At 65.4% G+C, this 17866-nt stretch carries 17 protein-coding genes and 1 riboswitch; of the genes, 8 read left to right on the top strand and 9 right to left on the bottom strand.

The features are described from left to right. Positions 1 to 152 precede the first annotated feature (152 nt). A complete protein-coding gene (gene clpB, locus QCM77_RS23070) occupies positions 153 to 2804 on the bottom strand; it encodes an ATP-dependent chaperone ClpB (protein WP_279685023.1) in 2652 nt (883 codons plus the stop codon). 254 nt (positions 2805 to 3058) lie between these two features. Here clpB and QCM77_RS23075 point away from each other — a divergent pair, with 254 nt between their 5' ends. Next, a complete protein-coding gene (locus tag QCM77_RS23075; RefSeq protein ID WP_279661809.1) occupies positions 3059 to 3847 on the top strand; it encodes an MOSC domain-containing protein in 789 nt (262 codons plus the stop codon). Between the two features lie 144 nt (positions 3848 to 3991). Here the strand turns inward: QCM77_RS23075 and QCM77_RS23080 are convergent, their stop codons facing one another. Further along, positions 3992 to 4807: a TIGR02594 family protein gene (locus QCM77_RS23080; protein ID WP_279685025.1), complete on the bottom strand. Its 816-nt coding sequence runs from the start codon at positions 4805 to 4807 to the stop codon at positions 3992 to 3994. A gap of 200 nt (positions 4808 to 5007) precedes the next feature. Between QCM77_RS23080 and QCM77_RS23085 the strand changes: the two genes are divergently transcribed. After that, on the top strand, positions 5008 to 5871 hold the full coding sequence (locus tag QCM77_RS23085; protein ID WP_279661555.1) for an alpha/beta fold hydrolase: 864 nt from the start codon (positions 5008 to 5010) through the stop codon (positions 5869 to 5871). A gap of 38 nt (positions 5872 to 5909) precedes the next feature. Here QCM77_RS23085 and metW read toward each other — a convergent pair whose 3' ends face one another. Both metW and metX read right to left on the bottom strand, forming a co-directional pair. Further along, the gene (metW, locus tag QCM77_RS23090; protein ID WP_279661554.1) at positions 5910 to 6572 is read right to left on the bottom strand and encodes a methionine biosynthesis protein MetW; all 663 of its coding nucleotides are present in this window, start codon (positions 6570 to 6572) and stop codon (positions 5910 to 5912) included. A gap of 15 nt (positions 6573 to 6587) precedes the next feature. Next, positions 6588 to 7790: a homoserine O-acetyltransferase MetX gene (metX, locus tag QCM77_RS23095; RefSeq protein WP_279661553.1), complete on the bottom strand. Its 1203-nt coding sequence runs from the start codon at positions 7788 to 7790 to the stop codon at positions 6588 to 6590. A 90-nt stretch (positions 7791 to 7880) separates the two neighbouring features. After that, positions 7881 to 7960, bottom strand: a riboswitch (SAM riboswitch). A 205-nt stretch (positions 7961 to 8165) separates the two neighbouring features. Between metX and QCM77_RS23100 the strand changes: the two genes are divergently transcribed. The 3 genes from QCM77_RS23100 to QCM77_RS23110 are packed head-to-tail and all read left to right on the top strand — an operon-like array spanning position 8166 to position 11075. Then, entirely contained in the window at positions 8166 to 9014 is an 849-nt protein-coding gene (locus tag QCM77_RS23100; protein WP_279661552.1) for a chorismate mutase, read from the top strand. 34 nt (positions 9015 to 9048) lie between these two features. Continuing rightward, entirely contained in the window at positions 9049 to 10143 is a 1095-nt protein-coding gene (gene hisC / locus QCM77_RS23105) for a histidinol-phosphate transaminase (RefSeq protein WP_279685026.1), read from the top strand. Further along, the gene (locus tag QCM77_RS23110; protein ID WP_279661550.1) at positions 10140 to 11075 is read left to right on the top strand and encodes a prephenate/arogenate dehydrogenase family protein; all 936 of its coding nucleotides are present in this window, start codon (positions 10140 to 10142) and stop codon (positions 11073 to 11075) included. Before hisC ends, QCM77_RS23110 begins: the two co-directional genes overlap by 4 nt. 109 nt (positions 11076 to 11184) lie before the next feature. On the opposite strand, the gene QCM77_RS23115 is transcribed toward QCM77_RS23110, so the two are convergent. Continuing rightward, positions 11185 to 12369, bottom strand: coding sequence for a DUF2125 domain-containing protein (locus QCM77_RS23115; RefSeq protein ID WP_279685028.1), 1185 nt, complete (start codon positions 12367 to 12369; stop codon positions 11185 to 11187). Between the two features lie 110 nt (positions 12370 to 12479). Between QCM77_RS23115 and QCM77_RS23120 the strand changes: the two genes are divergently transcribed. Next, on the top strand, positions 12480 to 13091 hold the full coding sequence (locus tag QCM77_RS23120; RefSeq protein WP_279661548.1) for a gamma-glutamylcyclotransferase: 612 nt from the start codon (positions 12480 to 12482) through the stop codon (positions 13089 to 13091). On the opposite strand, the gene QCM77_RS23125 is transcribed toward QCM77_RS23120, so the two are convergent. From QCM77_RS23125 to ftsE, 4 genes are all read right to left on the bottom strand, one after another. Then, positions 13088 to 13861, bottom strand: a complete 774-nt coding sequence (locus QCM77_RS23125; RefSeq protein ID WP_279661547.1) for a lysophospholipid acyltransferase family protein — start codon at positions 13859 to 13861, stop codon at positions 13088 to 13090. The two genes, QCM77_RS23120 and QCM77_RS23125, sit on opposite strands and share 4 nt — an antisense overlap. A gap of 33 nt (positions 13862 to 13894) precedes the next feature. Then, positions 13895 to 14599 (bottom strand): YdcF family protein, encoded by a 705-nt coding sequence (locus tag QCM77_RS23130; protein WP_279661546.1) that lies wholly within the window; start codon positions 14597 to 14599, stop codon positions 13895 to 13897. Positions 14600 to 14671: 72 nt separating this feature from the next. After that, on the bottom strand, positions 14672 to 15640 hold the full coding sequence (locus tag QCM77_RS23135) for a cell division protein FtsX (protein WP_279661545.1): 969 nt from the start codon (positions 15638 to 15640) through the stop codon (positions 14672 to 14674). Next, positions 15633 to 16292 carry a cell division ATP-binding protein FtsE gene (gene ftsE, locus QCM77_RS23140; RefSeq protein ID WP_279685030.1) on the bottom strand — a complete coding sequence of 220 codons (660 nt, stop codon included), beginning with the start codon at positions 16290 to 16292 and terminating at the stop codon, positions 15633 to 15635. Before ftsE ends, QCM77_RS23135 begins: the two co-directional genes overlap by 8 nt. Positions 16293 to 16481: 189 nt before the next feature. Here ftsE and QCM77_RS23145 point away from each other — a divergent pair, with 189 nt between their 5' ends. Together QCM77_RS23145 and QCM77_RS23150 are read left to right on the top strand one after the other, a co-directional pair. Continuing rightward, complete coding sequence (locus tag QCM77_RS23145) at positions 16482 to 17360, top strand: MJ0042-type zinc finger domain-containing protein (RefSeq protein ID WP_279685031.1); 879 nt, start codon at positions 16482 to 16484, stop codon at positions 17358 to 17360. Between the two features lie 71 nt (positions 17361 to 17431). Then, positions 17432 to 17806: a response regulator gene (locus tag QCM77_RS23150; RefSeq protein WP_279661542.1), complete on the top strand. Its 375-nt coding sequence runs from the start codon at positions 17432 to 17434 to the stop codon at positions 17804 to 17806. The last annotated feature ends 60 nt before the right edge of the window (positions 17807 to 17866 follow it).

A 17866-nucleotide genomic window follows, 5' to 3' on the forward strand; every position in this document is an offset into this window, starting at 1 on the left:
GGTGACGCAGCCATTGGTTGCGCTAAGGGTCACGCATATAGCGCGACACCTGATCGCCCCCTCGTCCCACGCAAATTGCGCGCATTGCCGGTACAAAAAAACCTCCCCGCGTCGCGGGGAGGTTTGGTCAGGTTCAGTGCTGCGCTATGCGCTCAGTTCAACTTCCGCTTCGACACCGGCGCCTCGAACTGGGCGATCTCCGCGGTCTGCGGCGCCTTGCCGTTGAAGGTCAGGACGTTGCCTTCGGACGAGATCGCAACGCTGTCGCCATCCTTGACGTCGCCGGCTAAAATCATCTCGGCGAGCGGATCCTGGACGTGACGCTGGATCACGCGCTTGAGCGGCCGTGCGCCGTAGGCGGGATCCCAGCCCTTGGCGGCGAGCCAGTCGCGGGCCGCAGCGTCGAGCGTCAGCACGATCTTGCGATCGGTCAGAAGCCTCTCGAGCCGCGCGAACTGGATCTCGACGATCCGGCCCATCTCGCTCCTCTGCAAGCGATGGAACAGGATGATCTCGTCGACGCGGTTCAGGAATTCGGGGCGGAAATGCTCCCGCACCATTCCCATCACCTGCTCGCGCACGGCCGAGGTGTCCTCGCCCTCCGGCTGGTTCACCAGAAACTCCGAACCGAGGTTCGAGGTCATGATGATCAGCGTGTTGCGGAAGTCGACGGTGCGGCCCTGACCGTCGGTGAGGCGGCCGTCGTCGAGCACCTGCAACAGGACGTTGAAGACGTCAGGATGCGCCTTCTCGATCTCGTCGAACAGCACCACTTGGTAGGGCCGGCGCCGCACCGCTTCGGTCAGCGCACCGCCCTCGTCATAGCCGACATAGCCCGGAGGCGCGCCGATCAGCCGCGAGACCGAGTGCTTCTCCATGTACTCGGACATGTCGAGGCGGACCATCGCGGTCTCGTCGTTGAACAGATACTCGGCAAGCGCTTTCGTCAGCTCGGTCTTGCCGACGCCGGTGGGCCCCAGGAACATGAACGAGCCGGTCGGCCGGTTCGGATCCTGCAGGCCAGCGCGCGAACGGCGCACGGCAGTCGCGACCGCACGCACGGCCTCGGCCTGGCCGACGACGCGTTGTCCGAGCTGCTCCTCCATCTTGAGGAGCTTCTCCTTCTCGCCCTGCAGCATCTTGTCGACGGGCACGCCGGTCCAGCGCGAGACCACCTGCGCGATGTGGTTGGCGGTGACCGCCTCCTCCATCATCTCGCCGGAGTTCTGCGTTGTATTTTCCTTGGCTTCGATATCCGCAAGTTGCCTCTCGAGCTCGGGGATCCGGCCATAGGCCAGCTCGCCGGCGCGCTGGAATTCGCCGCGCCGCTGGGCGTCGGCGAGATCGACACGCAAGCCATCGAGTTCGGCCTTCAGTTTCTGGGCGTTGGAGAGCTTGTTCTTCTCCGCGCTCCAGCGCGCAGTCAGCGCTGCAGACTTCTCCTCGAGCCCGGCGAGCTCCTTCTGGAGTGCTTCAAGACGGGTCTTGGAGCCGAGATCGCTTTCCTTCTTCAGGGCCTCCTGCTCGATCTTCAGCCGGATGATTTCCCGATCCATCGAATCCAGCTCTTCCGGCTTGGAATCGACCTGCATCTTCAGCCGCGCAGCCGCCTCGTCCATGAGGTCGATCGCCTTGTCCGGCAGGAAGCGGTCGGTGATGTAGCGGTTGGACAGCGTCGTGGCGGCCACGAGCGCGGAATCGGTGATCCGAACGCCATGGTGCTGCTCGTACTTGTCCTTCAGCCCGCGCAGAATGGAGATGGTGTCCTCGACCGAGGGCTCGCTGACGAAGATCGGCTGGAAGCGCCGCGCCAGCGCCGCGTCCTTCTCGACGTGCTTCCGGTACTCGTCGAGCGTGGTGGCTCCGATACAGTGCAGCTCGCCGCGCGCGAGCGCCGGCTTGAGCAGGTTCGAAGCGTCCATCGCGCCGTCGCCCTTGCCGGCGCCGATCAGCGTGTGCATCTCGTCGATGAACAGGACGAAATTGCCCTCGCTCGCCGTCACCTCCTGAAGCACGGCCTTCAGCCGCTCCTCGAACTCGCCGCGATATTTTGCACCCGCAATCAGCGCACCGAGGTCCAGCGACAGCAGCTTCTTGTCCTTCAGGCTCTCCGGCACATCGCCGTTGACGATGCGCAGCGCGAGGCCCTCGGCGATGGCGGTCTTGCCGACGCCGGGTTCGCCGATCAGGACGGGATTGTTCTTGGTCCGGCGCGACAGGACCTGGATGGTGCGGCGGATCTCCTCGTCGCGGCCGATGACCGGATCGAGCTTGCCGTCGCGCGCCGCCTGGGTCAGGTCGCGGGCATATTTCTTCAGCGCGTCATACGCGTTCTCGGCGGTCGCAGAGTCCGCGGTGCGGCCCTTGCGCAGCGCTTCGATCGCCGCATTGAGGTTTTGCGGGGTGACACCGCCCTTGGCCAGGATCGCACCCGCCTCGCTGGTCTTCTCCAGCGCGAGCCCGAGCAGCAGGCGCTCGACCGTGACAAAGCTGTCGCCGGCCTTCTCGCCGGCCTTTTCGGCGGCGTCGAAGGTACGGGCAAGCTCGGGTGCCAGATAGATCTGGCCGGCGCCAGCGCCGGAGACCTTCGGCACCTTGTTCAGGGCGTCCTCGGTCGCCTTCAGAATTGCGCGGGAATTGCCGCCGGCACGGTCGATCAGGCCGGAAGCCAAGCCCTCATTGTCATCCAGCAGCACTTTCAGAACGTGCAGGGTCGAAAACTGCTGGTGCCCCTCGCGCACCGCAAGCGACTGGGCGGACTGGACGAAGCCCCTGGAGCGTTCGGTATATTTGTCTATGTTCATTACTTCTTTCCCTCGGCCTGCCCCAGGAGCCCTCTAAGGCACTCCAAACGGCATCTTCATTGGGTTTCCGATTACCGCATTGACGTTTCTCAACCGGTAACGGTCGTTATCAGCCGGCGCTGGCGCCGGCCTGACCCAGATGTGGGAAGCGTCCCCTTGGACCGAAAGAGGCGAGTTCACAATTTCGTGCGCGGATCCGCCCGCTTGGCACCAGCGGGCCGAATCCCCTAAGTAGCGGCATGACATCCAGCGCAATGACCGCCAGCCAGAACGCCGAGATCATCGGCCTCTACCGTTATCCGATCAAGGGCCTGACGCCGGAGCCGCTGCCCCGCATCGCCCTGCGAACCGGCCAGACCCTGCCCGCCGACCGCCGCTACGCCATCGAGAACGGCCCCAGCGGCTTCGACCCTGATGCGCCCCAGTGGAAGCCGAAAATCCAATTCCTGATGCTGGCGCGCAATGAGCGGCTGGCTTCCCTCGACAGTCGTTTCGAGGACGCCACCAATCTGTTGACCATCCGCAAGGACGGCCAAATCGTCGCCAGCGGCGATCTCGAGACCGCGGCCGGCCGCGCCGCCATCGAGGGCTATTTCAGCGAGAACTTTCAGCCGGAGCTGAAGGGCCCGCCCAAGGTCCTGTCCGGCCGTGACCACAGCTTTTCCGACGTCGCCCGCAAAGTCGTGTCCATCATCAATCTCGACAGCGTCCGCGCGCTCGAGACCATGCTCGGCGGCGCCGCGGTCCACCCGCTGCGCTTTCGCGCCAATCTCTACGTGAAGGGCTGGCCGGCCTGGTCCGAGCTCGACCTCGTCGGCCAGACGCTCGCGATCGGACAGGCCCGGCTGCAAGTGGTCAAGCGCATCAAGCGCTGCCCGGCCACCAATGTCGATCCTGATACCGCCAGGCGCGATCTCGAAATCCCGGCGACGCTCTCAAGCAATCTCGGCCATATGGACTGCGGCATCTATGCCGAGGTGATCGCCGACGGCGAGATCGGCGTCGGCGATGCGATCGCGGTGGAAGAGCCGAGATTGGTGTGACGCGGCGCCTGCTCCACGTACTCCGTCATTGCGAGGAGCGAAGCGACGAAACAATCCAGGGTGCACCCGCGGAGGGATTCTGGATTGCTTCCGCCTTCGCCAGAGGCTTCGGCGGACAAGTCGCTTCGCTCGCAATGACGAGCGCTAATTCGGCATCACATAGGCATAGATCCGGCCGCGCGAGATCGGCGCTTCGCGGACGCGGTTGCCGTTGTTGCCGGAGATCATGATCGGATTCCCCTGCGCGTCGATGCCGGTGATGATGCCGACATGGCCGCCGCCGCGGCCGCGCGACATGACCGCGATGGCGCCGACCTGCGGACCCGAGACGCGCGTGCCATAGCGGGCGAACGAACTCGCCATGTCGGAGCCGGTGCCCTGATGGCCGGTGTGCTGCAGCACCATGTTCATGAAGCGCGCGCACCACAGGCTGCCGCGCCCGGTCGGATTGCCGCCGACATAGCGGCGCGCCTCGGACACGAGACCCGATCCGCCACTGACGCCTCCGCCGCTCGTAGCGTTATTGGGCATGCTGCCGACATTCGCGTTAGCGGCCGTCCCACCGCCACGCCTCATGGCGAATCGACCGCTATCGCTCATGGCGACTCGACCGCTATCGCTCATGGCCATCCGACGGCTGGTGCGCGTGGTCATTCCACCGCTGCCGCTCATGGTTATTTCACCGCCGCCGCTCATGGCCATGCCGCCGCTATTGGCGTTCGGGTCATAGCTGGCGAAGGTGTTGCCGAAGCCGCTCGCCTGCAATTGCGCCGCGCCGCGCTCGAAGCGCGAGCTGCGTGCATGATAATGTCTGCTGGCGTGATGCGCGTAAGCGTTCCGCTCTGCGCTATGACGATGAGGCCGTGCTGACGCCGGAGAGGTGAACGCGGCGACCGCCGCGAAGAAAACAGCCAGCGCGACGACACAACGCGACAGGCGAGACGCAAACAACTCGAACATACTTCATCCTTCGTTGACACCCCACTTTCCCATCGGCCCCGTGCGGTGGCCGACATCCGCGGGCCGTATCAGTATCCTGATGTGGCGAGAACAAGACGCGGTCGCGGAGATTTTGGACGATGATTAACAAGTGTTAGGGTCGCATGCGCTGATCGCAGAACGGCATTCCAATGCCGCAGCCACCACAGGGAGAAAACCGGATGCCTCACGCCCTCACGAAGGACAATTGCCGTCTCTATTTCGAAGAAGCAGGCACGGGCACACCGATTATTTTTCTGCACGAGTTCGCGGCCGACTACACCAATTGGGAGCCGCAGATGCGCTACTTCTCGCGCGGCCATCGCTGCATCACCTATTCGGCGCGCGGCTACACGCCATCGGACGTGCCTGATGGCGAGGTCTACAGCTACACGCATTTCTACACCGATGCGCTCGCGGTGCTCGATCATCTGAAGATCGAACGCGCGCATCTCGTCGGGCTCTCGATGGGCGCCTATTCATCGTTGCAGATCGGACTGAATGCGCCAGAGCGCGCGCTATCGATGACGCTCGCCGGCGTCGGCTCCGGCTCGGAGGTCGAGAATCTCGACAATTGGCGCAAGCAATGCCGCGCCAATGCCGAGCAATTCGAGACGCTCGGCTCCGCCGAAGTCGCAAAAGTCACGCGCGAGGCGCCGAGCCGGATTCCCTTCCTGGTGAAGGACCCGCGCGGCCACGCCGATTTCTACGCCGCACTGGCGCGGCACGACGCCAAGGGATCGGCGCGGACGATGCGCGGCTTCCAGGGCGGCCGCCCCTCGATCTACACCATGACGGATGCGATCAGAGGCGTTGCAACGCCGGCGCTCATCATCTGCGGCGACGAGGACGATCCGTGCGTGGGCGCAAGCCTGTTCCTGAAGAAGCATCTGCCTGCGGCGGGGCTCGCGATGTTTCCGAAGTCCGGCCACGTGCTCAATCTCGAAGAGCCCGCGTTGTTCAACGAAACCGTGGAACGGTTCGTGACGCTGGTGGAAGCCGGGCGCTGGCCGGTGCGCGATGCGCGGTCGTTGGCCGCGCATTAGAGCCAAGGTGTCACCACACGCGCCGTCATTGCGAGCGGCTACTTCCCCTGCCCCCGCGTGAGCAGAAACACCGCCTGCTCGCCGAACATGTTCCACACCCACCAGGGCAGGTTCAGCGGCACCGGACGGCCATAGAGATCGAGCGCCACCGAGCGCTCCATCTTGACGTCGATCGCGTCACAGAGCTCGACGAAGTCCTTGATGGTGCAGAAATGGATGTTGGCGGTGTCATACCAGCTTGCCGGCAGATTTTCCGTGCGCGGCATGTGGCCACCGATCAGGAGCTGGAGCCGCATCTTCCAGAAGCCGAAATTCGGGAACGACACGATGGCGCGGCGGCCGATGCGCAGCAAATTCTCCAGCACCACTTTCGGCTGCCGCGTCGCCTGCAGCGTCTGCGACAGGATCACGTAGTCGAAGGCGTCATCCGGATAATTCACCAGGTCGGTGTCGGCATCGCCCTGCACCACCGCGAGCCCCTTGGCGACGCAGCGGTTGACGCCCTCGCGCGACAGCTCGATGCCGCGGCCGTCGATGCCGCGGGTCTCCAGCAGCTGGAGCAGGTCGCCCTCGCCACAGCCGACGTCGAGCACCTTCGAGCCCGGCTTGACCATCTCGGCGACTAGCACATGGTCGGCGCGAAACTGACCGGATTGCCCGGTCGCAAGGCCACCCAGCGGCAACGCTTCCTGTACAGACATGGCTAGCCGTCCTTGTTAAGCATTCCTGGCGGCGAGCCCGCGCGCCTTGCCTGCCGATTGCAGGAAGGCGCGGGAGATATCGAAGAATTCGGGCACGTCGAGCAGGAAGGCGTCGTGACCGCGATCGGTCTCGATCTCGGCGAACGACACCCGCGCGCTCGAGGCATTCAGCGCGTGCACCAGCGCCCGCGATTCCGAGGTCGGGAACAGCCAGTCGCTGGTGAAGGAGACCACGCAGAAGCGGGTCTGGATTCCAGCGAACGCCTTCGCCAGCACCCCGCCATGGTCGCCGGCGATGTCGAAATAATCCATCGCACGGGTCAGGTAGAGATAGGAGTTGGCGTCGAAGCGCTCGACGAAGGACGAGCCCTGGTAGCGCAGATAGGACTCGACCTGGAAGTCGGCGTCGAACGAGAAGGTCGGCAGCTCGCGGTCCTGCATGCGGCGGCCGAATTTTCGATGCAGCGCGGCGTCCGAGAGATAGGTGATGTGCGCCGCCATCCGCGCGACGGCGAGCCCGCGATGCGGATGGAGGCCGTGATCGGCATAGCCGCCACTGTGCCAATCGGGATCGGCCATCACGGCCTGCCGGCCAAGCTCGTGGAACGCGATGTTCTGCGCCGAGTGCCGCGTCGAGCAGGCAATCGCCAGCGCGGAGAACACGCGGCTCGGATACGCCGCGGTCCATTGCAGCACCTGCATGCCGCCCATCGAGCCGCCGACGACCGCGAACAGCGTGTCGATGCCGAGCCGGTCGATCAGCATCGCCTGCGCGCGCACCATGTCGGGGATGGTGATGACAGGGAAATCAAGGCCCCAAACCTTGCCGGTCGCGGGATTGATCGAAGCCGGACCGGTCGAGCCCATGCAACCGCCGATCACGTTGGAGCAGATGATGAAGTAGTGTTGAGGATCAAGCGGGCGGCCCGGGCCGACCAGGGTCTCCCACCAACCGGGCTTGGCGGTGACGGGATGTACGTTGGCGACATGCTGGTCGCCGGTCAGCGCATGGCAGAGCAGAACGGCGTTGGAGCGATCGGCGTTGAGCTCGCCATAGGTCTGGTAGGCGATCTGGAACGGGCTGAGATCGACACCGCAATCGAGCCGCAGCGGCTGCTCCGTGCCGAACTGCGCGACCTGCGAGCTCGGATGATCCACCTCGTGCGACCGCTCGTCGGCAGTGATCGCGGGACTCGGAATTGACTGGACGCCAACCATCTGACCATCGACCTCGTTTGCGATCGTAGTGGTGACCGCATTGACATCAGGCCATGAAAAACCCGGCCTGAACGATAGGTTCGGCCGGGATCGAAAGGGTCCCCGGCCTGTTTAGCGAGTTTTTTAACGTGGCTGCAAGCCGGCCGGCTCAAATGACCACGGAACGGGCAAAAACTACCGGCTTGGACGGTTTTCGTCAAGTCGCGGTCCGGATCAACCAAATTCGCCTGTCGCGCCGCCGGCGGAAAGGGCCCGATTTCCCTTTGCATTTCTCTTTGCTTTCGCCGCCCTGACTGCCTAATCAGGACATCGATCGCAGCGGTGACGGCTCGACTGATCCGCATTGGAACGGCTCTCAACAAACGCCTGTCAGATATGTCCCAACGTCCGCCCGCTCCACCATCGCTCCAGGAATTGCGCAAGGAGATCGACGCGATCGACGAGGGCATGCATCGCCTCCTCATGCAGCGCGGCGACATCATCGACCGCCTGATCCAGGTGAAGCAGACCCAGGAGGTCGGCTCCGCGTTCCGCCCGGCGCGCGAGGCCGCCATGATGCGTGACCTCGTCCAGCGCCATCGCGGCATCCTGCCGCTCGACACAGTCGAGAGCATCTGGCGTGTCATCATCGCGACCTTCACCTATGTCCAGGCGCCGTTCTCGGTACACGCCGACATCTCGGCGAGCGAGCCGGCCATGCGTGATTCCGCGCGCTTCCATTTCGGCTTCACTGTGCCTTACGTCGCGCATTTCAGCGCGCAGGCGGCGGTCGAGGCGGTCGCGAAGTCCAAGGGCGACCTGGCGCTGGTGTCGGCGACCTCGAGCCGCACGCCGTGGTGGCTGTCGCTGGAGGAAAGCGGCGCGCCAAAGATCATCGCGCGGCTACCCTTCGTCGAGCGCGCCGACCATCCGGCGGCGTTGCCCGTGTTCGCGGTCTCGCGCGTCGCCGACAGCGCCCTGGTGACGGAGGTCGAGACCTTCAGCGTGCGCGTGTCGGGGTGGAACGCCGAGGTCGCGCGCGCCCTGTCGCCGCTCGCCGAGATCGTGGCCGTGCCCGATACCGCCTTCGATGGCGCCGCGCTGCTGGTCTCGATCACCGCGGCGAGCAGCCTCGACAAGATCAAGGCTGCCCTGATCGAAGCGGGGGCCTCAGTGCGCTCCACGGCCCTCGTCGGCAGCCACGCAACGCGCTATACGGTGCCCCCGACCGGGTCGAAATCGTAAGTCGCGAACCGCTTAGGCCACTCCGGAGTTGAAGATGTCACGCCCCGTGCCGAATCCCGGCATTCTCGATATTGCGCCCTACACGCCCGGCAAGAGCCCGGTCGCCGAGCCGGGCCGCAAGGTGTTCAAGCTCTCGGCCAACGAGACGCCGTTCGGGCCCTCACCGAAGGCGATCGCGGCGTTCAAGCACGTAGCGGATCATCTGGAAGACTATCCGGAAGGCACCTCGCGCGTGCTGCGCGAAGCGATCGGCCGCACCTTCGGGCTCGATCCCAACCGCATCATCTGCGGCGCCGGTTCGGACGAGATCCTCAACCTGCTCGCCCACACCTATCTCAGCCCGGGCGACGAGGCGATCTCCACCACGCATGGATTCCTGGTCTACCCGATCGCCACCATGGCGGTCGGTGCGAGGAACGTCGTCGCAGCGGAGACGAACCTCACCGCCGATGTCGATGCCATTCTCAAGGCGGTGACGCCGCGCACCAAACTGGTTTGGCTCGCCAACCCCAACAACCCGACCGGAACCTATCTGCCGTTCGACGAGGTCAAGCGTTTGCGCGCCGGCCTGCCGTCGCACGTCCTGCTGGTGCTCGACGCCGCCTATTCCGACTACGTCTCGCGCAACGATTACGAGATGGGGATCGAGCTCGTCGCGACGACCGAGAACACGGTGGTGACGCACACCTTCTCCAAGATCCATGGTCTTGCGGCGCTGCGCGTCGGCTGGATGTTCGGCCCCGAGCACATCATCGACGCGGTCAACCGCATCCGCGGTCCTTTCAACGTGTCGACGCCGGCGATGTACGCTGCCGTTGCCGCGATCGAGGACACCGCGCACCAGGCCATGTCGAAGCAGTTCACGGAGACCTGGCGCAACTGGCTGACCGAGGAGATCGGCAAGCTCGGGCTGAAGGTGACGCCGAGCGTCGCGAATTTCGTGCTGATCCACTTCCCGACCGAGGGCAAGACCTCGGACGCGGCCGATGCCTTCCTCACCAAGCGTGGGCTGGCGCTGCGCGGCTTGAAGAACTACGGCCTGCCGCATTCGCTGCGCATGACCATCGGAACCGAGGAGGCCAACCGCCTCGTCGTCGAGGGCCTGCGCGATTTCATGGCCGGCAGATGAGCGCGAACCCGCACTTCCAGCGCGTCGCGCTGATCGGCTTCGGCCTGATCGGCGGCTCGATCGCGCGCGCTGCAAAGCTCCAAGGCCTGGCCGGCGAGATCGTCACCACCGCGCGCTCGGAGAAGACGCGCGCACGCGTGCTGGAGCTCGGCATCGTCGATCAGGTCGTGGCGACCAATGCAGAAGCGGTGAAGGACGCCGACCTCGTCATCCTCTGCATTCCCGTCGGCGCCTGCGGGCCGGTGGCGCAGGAGATCGCCGCGCATCTCAAGCCCGGCGCGATCATCTCCGACGTCGGCTCGGTCAAAGGCGCCATCGTCAGGGATATGGCGCCGCACCTGCCGAAGGGCATTCATTTCGTGCCGGCGCATCCCGTCGCTGGGACCGAGCATTCGGGCCCCGATTCGGGCTTCGCCGAGCTCTTCATCAACCGCTGGTGCATCCTCACCCCGCCGGAGGGCGTTGATGCCGCTGCCACCGATCGCCTGCGCGCGTTCTGGGCGGCGATGGGCGCCAAGGTCGAGGTCATGACGCCGGATCATCATGATCTCGTGCTCGCGATTACCAGCCATCTGCCGCATCTGATCGCCTACACAATCGTCGGCACCGCCGACGAGCTGGCGCAGGTGACGGAGTCGGAGGTCATAAAATTCTCCGCCGGCGGTTTTCGCGATTTCACCCGCATCGCGGCCTCCGATCCGACGATGTGGCGCGACGTCTTCCTCGCCAACAAGGAGGCCGTGCTGGAGATGCTCGGCACCTTCACCGAGGACCTCGCCAAGCTGACGCGTGCGATCCGCCGCGGCGACGGCGAGGCGCTGTTCGACCACTTCACCCGCACCCGCGCCATCCGCCGCGGCATCGTCGAGATCGGCCAGGATTCGGCCGCCGCAGATTTCGGCCGGCCGCATGCGGCGCTGAAAAAGCCGTAGCCCACCCCTCTCTCCTCCGTCATTGCGAGGAGCGCAGCGACGAAGCAATCCAGACTGTTTCCGAGGAGAAAGCCTGGATTGCTTCGCTTCGCTCGCAATGACGGAGGAATCAATACAGCGGCGGAATCTGGCCGACCTTGACCGGGCCGAGCAGCACAGCGCCGTCGACGAACTTCAGCGGGAAGCTGCGGGCCTTCTTGCCTTCCAGCGTGCTCTCGGTGCCGATCGAATTGATACCGGCGGCGACGCCGGCATTGGCGTTCTGTTTGATGACCTTGCCGAGGCCCGGAACGGCGCGATCGAGTGCACCGAACAAATTATTGAGGTCCTGCGACTTCACGCCGGGCGCGACGCGATCGAGGGTGGCCTGCGGCACCCCCTCCTCCAGCATCTTCTCGATGCCAAGCGCAGGGATCACGCGCTCGAGGCCCGTCACGGTCATCTGCAATTCGCCGTCGAGTCGGCCATTGGCCGAGAGCCCGAGCGTGCCGGCCGCGACCGCGATCATCTCGCCCTGCTGGATCCGCGACTGCACGATCTCGATGTGACCACCCGCGGCCTGGATCTCGCGGAAGCGCTGCGGCCACGGCTTTGGCGTGAGGTCGGACAGTCCGGTGATCTTCGCGCGCGTGTCGGCCTCGAACGGCTCGGCAAGCAGCGGATGAACGCCCTGGATGCTGCCCTGCGCGATCTGCAGCACGGTCTCGATCACGGGATGATCGGACGGCGATCCATCCGCGAGGCGCCCGTGCAGCTCGATCTGCTTGGCGCGCGCGAGCGGCACCTGCACACTGCCGTCGAGCCGGTTGACGGTGGGGTCCTCGAATACGATGGAAGCGCGCTCGGGCACGGCGGGCAGGCCGACCACGCTGCTACGGCCCTTGCTCCAGTTTACCACGAAGGTGTTTTGCGTGACGCCGTCGGTGAGCGTCGCCGGCGCGGAGAATTCGGCGATGACACGCTTGGGATCGTAGACCTGGGCAATGACCAGGATGTTGTCGAGCCTGGCCGTGAACGGTGTCTTGCTGGCGTTCTGCGACACCAGGGCGACGCTGGCATCGGAACACTGGACCTCGAAGCGGAACGGGAAGCCCGCGATCGAGCGCTTGGCGCAATCATAGATGCGGCCGGATTTGGCCTCCTGCGCGCGCCAGGCGTCGGCGGCGACTTCCGCCTGCGACGCCGCATAGAACCAGAAGCAGCTCCACGCGACGGCGAGGATCAGGAGGATAACGGGTGCGATGAAAAGGCCCCAACGGGAGCGCCGGCCTGCGGCAACGGTCATATCGGACATGCGGCGACCCTTTGACCCCAGATGATGGCAAATGTAAGCGAGGTTCGGCTGCGACGAAAGGCCGAGAATTCGCTTCGCTTGGGGGCGCGGGTCTGGTAGCCGTGCCCGAAATGTCGGAAATCACCCTCCCCTCCGTCACCACAGCCAAGGGCGACCTGTGGGTGTTCGGCTACGGCTCGCTGATGTGGCGGCCCGGCTTCGAATTTAGGGAGCGCGTCCCGGCGCGGCTGGTCGGCGAGCATCGCGCGCTCTGCGTCTATTCGTTCGTGCACCGTGGCACGCCGGAGAAGCCGGGTCTGGTGCTCGGCCTCGACCGCGGCGGCGCCTGCCGCGGCATCGCCTTCCGTGTCGCCGAGAAGAGCCGCGCCGATGTGGTCGCTTACTTGCGGGCGCGCGAGCAGGTGACGTCGGTCTATCGCGAAGTCATGCGCTCGGTGTGGCTGGAGAACGATGCGCGGCAGCGCGTCTCGGCACTCGCCTATGTCGTCGACCGCGGCCACGTGCAATATGCCGGCCGGCTGTCTCTCATCGACCAGCATCGCCACGTGCTCCAGGGCCACGGCCAGTCCGGCGCCAACCGCGACTACGTGACCGCGACCGTGAAAGCAATCGAGGCCGAAGGTTTTCGCGATGCGCCGCTGCATCAGCTTGCCACAATGCTGCATGGTGATGCGCATTCTGCGCACGCGCCGGCTCCGGTGGAAGATCGAGAGAACCGCTAGCTCTCCGACGGCGCATAGCTCGGCGCCGAGCCGATCAGCTGCTCCTGCTCCTTGCGGCCCGCTTCGACCAGGCGCCCGGTCGCGTCTTCGATCGCCGTTTGCACGCGGGAGAGAAACTCATCCTTGGGCAGGCCAGACGGCAGCGGATCGAGGAACTCCACAACCAGCGTGCCGGGATAGCGCATGAAGGTGCGGCGCGGCCAGAACAGGCCGGAATTGAGCGCGATCGGCAGGCACTGCGCGCCGCAGGACGAATAGATCTGCGCAAAGCCGGTCTTGTAGTCCGGTGGCGCGCCCGGAGCGCGGCGCGTGCCTTCCGGGAAGATCACGAGCTGGCCGCCGCTGCGCACCGCCTCACGCGCCCGCCGCGTCATGTCCAGAAGCGCCTTGACGCCGGCATTGCGGTCGATCGCGATCATCCCGGTCTTGACCAGAAACTGGCCGAACACCGGAATCTGCATGAGCTGACGCTTGAGGATGAAAATCGGACGGTCGAAAAAACCCGGCAGGACGAACGTCTCCCAGAACGACTGGTGCTTCGCAACGATTACCAACGGTCCCGTCGGGATCTTTTCGACGCCGCGGAATTCCACCTTGATGTTGCAGACCAGGCGCATCAGAAATAGCGTCGCCTTCGCCCACCATCGCGCGACCGTGAGCATGGCGCGCGGCGGCAATGCGAAGGTCGGCAGCGCCACGATCGCGAGGCACACCAGCACGGTGTAGAACAGCAGGTTGAACACGAGCGATCGCAGGAAAATCAAGAACATCGAGTATCCGATCAATTGCCGATCAGTTGCCGATCAATTGGCCTGTGCGGTGGCGGGCCGCTTCGGCTGCAGCCCGGGAGGCTGCTCCGACATCTCGGGCGAAAGGTCAATCCCGAAATCCTCCAGCCGCACCCTGAGCTCGGCCGCGATGTACTTGACATATTCCGACAGCAGCAGCCGCAAGGTGGACGCCGAGGTCCACCACGGCTCCTCGCGCCATTTGTCGCCGACCACCACGAACGGGATCAGCTTCGTCTCCGGCATCGCATGCGAGAATTCCACCAACGCGCGCGGCATGTGATAGTTCGAGGTGACCACGATCAGCGACCTGAAACCGCGCCCGTCGGCCCAGCGCCGCGCTTCCGCGGCATTGCCGCGGGTCGAGACCGCGGTGCGGTCGAGATCGACGCAGCAATGCATGAAGGACTGGTTCTCCGGCAACGTCCGGGAGATGTCGCTCGCCGTCGAGGTCGGGTGCACGCCGGAGATCAGGAGCCTTCTGCCATAGCCGGCAGCGAGCAGCTCCATCGCATCCGACACCCGCGAGGAGCCGCCTGTCAGCACCACAATGCCGTCCGCCTTGCGGTCCGGCGCGATCTCGGCGCCGCGCAATTGCGACAGGAACGCGATGAAGCCCGCCGCCGCGCCGACGAAGGCGAACGCAATCGTCGACATCACGGCCGCGCGCAGCCAGCCGCGCGGGAGTTTCGGCGATCGATCGTCGGTCGGCGAGGTCATGCGATGTCGGTGGTCCCTTCCCTGGATGATTTTAGGACGTTTTGAGGCGAAGTGGAGTCCGGTTTATCGGACTCAATCAACATCATTCAGCGTCGCGAACAGTGTCTGGCGCGAGGCGACCGCGGTAATGGCGCCGATCAGCACGGCCTGCACCGCGAGCACGATGTAGCCGGACGGCCGCAGCGAGAAGGTGCCGAGCAGCGCGGCGAACTGGTCGCCGACGGGGGTGCCGGAAAACCAGCCTGCAATCGACTCGGAGAAGCCGAACACCAGCATGGCGGCGCCGCCGCCGATCACGCCGCCCTCCAGCCCCAGCCTGAGGAAATGGCGCAGGAAGCGGTTGGCGATATAGCGGTCGCCGGCGCCGACGAAATGCAGCACCTCGACGATTGGACGGTTCGCCGCCATGGCGCCGCGGGTCGCGAACGACACCGAGATGATGGTGGCGATGATGACGAGCGCGAGGATGCCGAGGCCGGCGAGCACGGTGGCGTTGGTCATCGAGCGCATGCGCTCGATCCAGGCGCGGTGATCGTCGACGCTGGCGCTTGGCGCCACCTGGGTCACGCGGGCGCGCAGGGCGCCGAGATCGAGCGCCGTGCCGGGCTGCACGCGCGCTATGATCATGCGCGGCACCGGCAGATCGTCCATCGACAGGCCGGTGCCGAGCCAGGGCTCGAGCAGCTTGCCGCTCTCGTCCTTGGTGAACGGCTTGACTTCGACGATGCCGGCTTGCGCGCGCATGGCCTCGGTCACCGCCGCGGTGTCGCGTTCGAGATCGCGGCCCGTCTGCGGCCGGACCTGGATGGTGATTTCGCTCGCAACGTCGGACTGCCATTCGGCGGCGGAGGCGCTCACCAGCAGCACCGTGCCCGTCGTCATCGAAGCGAGGAACGTCATGATGGCGACGACGGCAACCAGCGCGCGGCCGTGGATCGAGGCGCGCGGCACGATCGGCGACATGTTGCGCGCCCTGGCGGGAAGCTGCGGACGCTCCTGTCCGAGATCGACCAGCACGCCTCGCTCGTCGGTCCTATTCATAGACGTGCAGCCGTCCCTGGTGCAGCACCAGCCGCCGCGCCTCGTACTGGTCCATCAGGCCGATGTCGTGGGTGGCGATGATGACGGCGGTGCCTGACTTGTTGAGCTCGATGAACAGCCGCAGCAGGCGGCGGCCGAGCGTCGGATCAACGCTGCCGGTCGGCTCGTCCGCGAGCAGCAGCTGCGGCCGCGAGATCACGGCGCGCGCGATCGCCGCGCGCTGCTTCTCGCCGCCCGACAGGATCGGCGGCAGCGCATCCATGCGCTCGCCGAGCCCGACCCAACGCAGGAGGTCGATGACCTCCTTGCGGTAGCTCGATTCGCTGCGGCCCATGACGCGGAACGGCAGCGCGACGTTCTCATAGGTCGTCATGTGGTCGAGCAGGCGGAAATCCTGGAGCACGATGCCGATGCGCTTGCGCAGGTCCGCGATCTCGTCCTTGCCGAGCTGCGAGATGTCGTGGCCGAACAGGTTGACGAGGCCCCGCGTCGGTCGATGCGACAGGAACAGCAGGCGCAGCAGCGAGGTCTTGCCGGCGCCGGACGGGCCGGTGAGAAATTGAAAGGAATGCGCCGGGATCTGGAAGCTGAGGTCGCGCAGGACCTCGGGCCCCAGGCCGTAACGCAATCCGACATTTTCGAACCGAACCAAGCTCAGCTCCGTTCGAGAGAGGCCGCGGGCCACACGGTTGTGCTCCGCCACACGCGATCAACGGGTTTTGCGGCCGTTATGGTTTCCGGTTCGTTAACGGTCGCTCTGTAGCATAATTGGCAGCATCCTTGCCCCTCGGTCTCCGCGACCGTGTCATCGTTAAGCTCGTCCATGCATCAAGGCTCGTCCATGCATATCGTCTGCCCTCATTGTACGACATCCTACGCCATCAAGCTTGCGAGCCTGGGGGCGAATGGCCGGACGGTCCGCTGCTCCCGTTGCAAGGAAACCTGGGTCGCCCATGCCGAGGATGCCATCGAGGAGGCGTCCATACCGGCCATGGCCGCGGCCAGCCAGGCCGACGACCAGTCGGATCTCGCCGAGCAGTGGAACTCCTATGCCCAGGACGACGGTGCCACTGATGCGCCCGTCGTCGACAGCCCCTCGATCGCCAGCGACTGGCCCGACGAGGAAGCCAGGGACACCGAGGACGAATGGTCGGCGGCGGCCCGGTCCGTCGAGGAGGACGTCGTCGGCGAACAGCACCAGTCCTGGTTCCGCGGCCTGTTTGGCCGCCGCGGCGCGCGGGTGAGCCGCCCGGTCGCCGCCACGGCGCGGCGAAAATCCCATTTCGGCCTACCGATCGCCTGCGCCGCCATGGGCGCGCTGGTGCTGGCACTGGTGATCTGGCGCGGCGACATGGTGCGGCTGCTGCCGCAGACGGCTGCTTTCTACAAGATAGTCGGCCTCGAAGTTAATCTGCGCGGACTGGCCTTCAAGGACGTCAGGCTCTCCAGCGAGACTGTGGACGGTAAACAGGTACTGGTGATCGAGGGCGTGATCGTGGGCCAGGGCAAGAAGCCGCTCGACATTCCCAGGCTGCGCTTCGCGGTGCGCGACGCGCAAGGCGCGGAGATCTACGCCTGGAACACCGTTCTGGAGCAGACCGTGCTACAGCCCGGCGAGCGCGCCTTCTTCCGCTCGCGCCTGGCCTCGCCGCCGCCGGAGGGCCGCAACATCGACGTTCGCTTCTTCAACCGGCGCGACATCGCCGGCGGCAGCGTATAATCGGTTTCGCAGGTGTCGCAGGGAAAGTTGGTCGCGAGGTTGGTCCCAAGGTTGGTCCAAAGGTTGGTCTCATGCCCAAAATCTTGATCGCCGACGACGAGGATTCGATGCGCCAGCTGGTGGCGCGCGCCATCGCCATGGACGGCCACGAGACCGTCACCGCGCAGGACGGCGCCGAGGCGCTTGAAATCCTGACCCGCGCCGACGGCGGGTTCGATCTGCTGCTCACCGACATCCAGATGCCGGTGATGGACGGCATCGCGCTGGCGCTTGCCGTCGCACGCGATTTTCCCGATTTGACCATTCTGCTGATGACCGGCTTTGCCGACCAGCGCGAGCGCGCCTCGAACCTCAATGCGCTGGTGCATGACGTCGTGACCAAGCCGTTCTCGGTCGCCGACATCCGCACGGCAGTGGCGGATGCGCTGGCGGCGAAGAAGGGGTAGCGGGCGGTCACCACGTATTCCGCTGTCATGCCCCGGCTTGACCGGGGCACCCAGTACGCC

The sequence above is a fragment of the Bradyrhizobium nivariense genome (assembly GCF_029846695.2).
GTDB lineage: Bacteria > Pseudomonadota > Alphaproteobacteria > Rhizobiales > Xanthobacteraceae > Bradyrhizobium.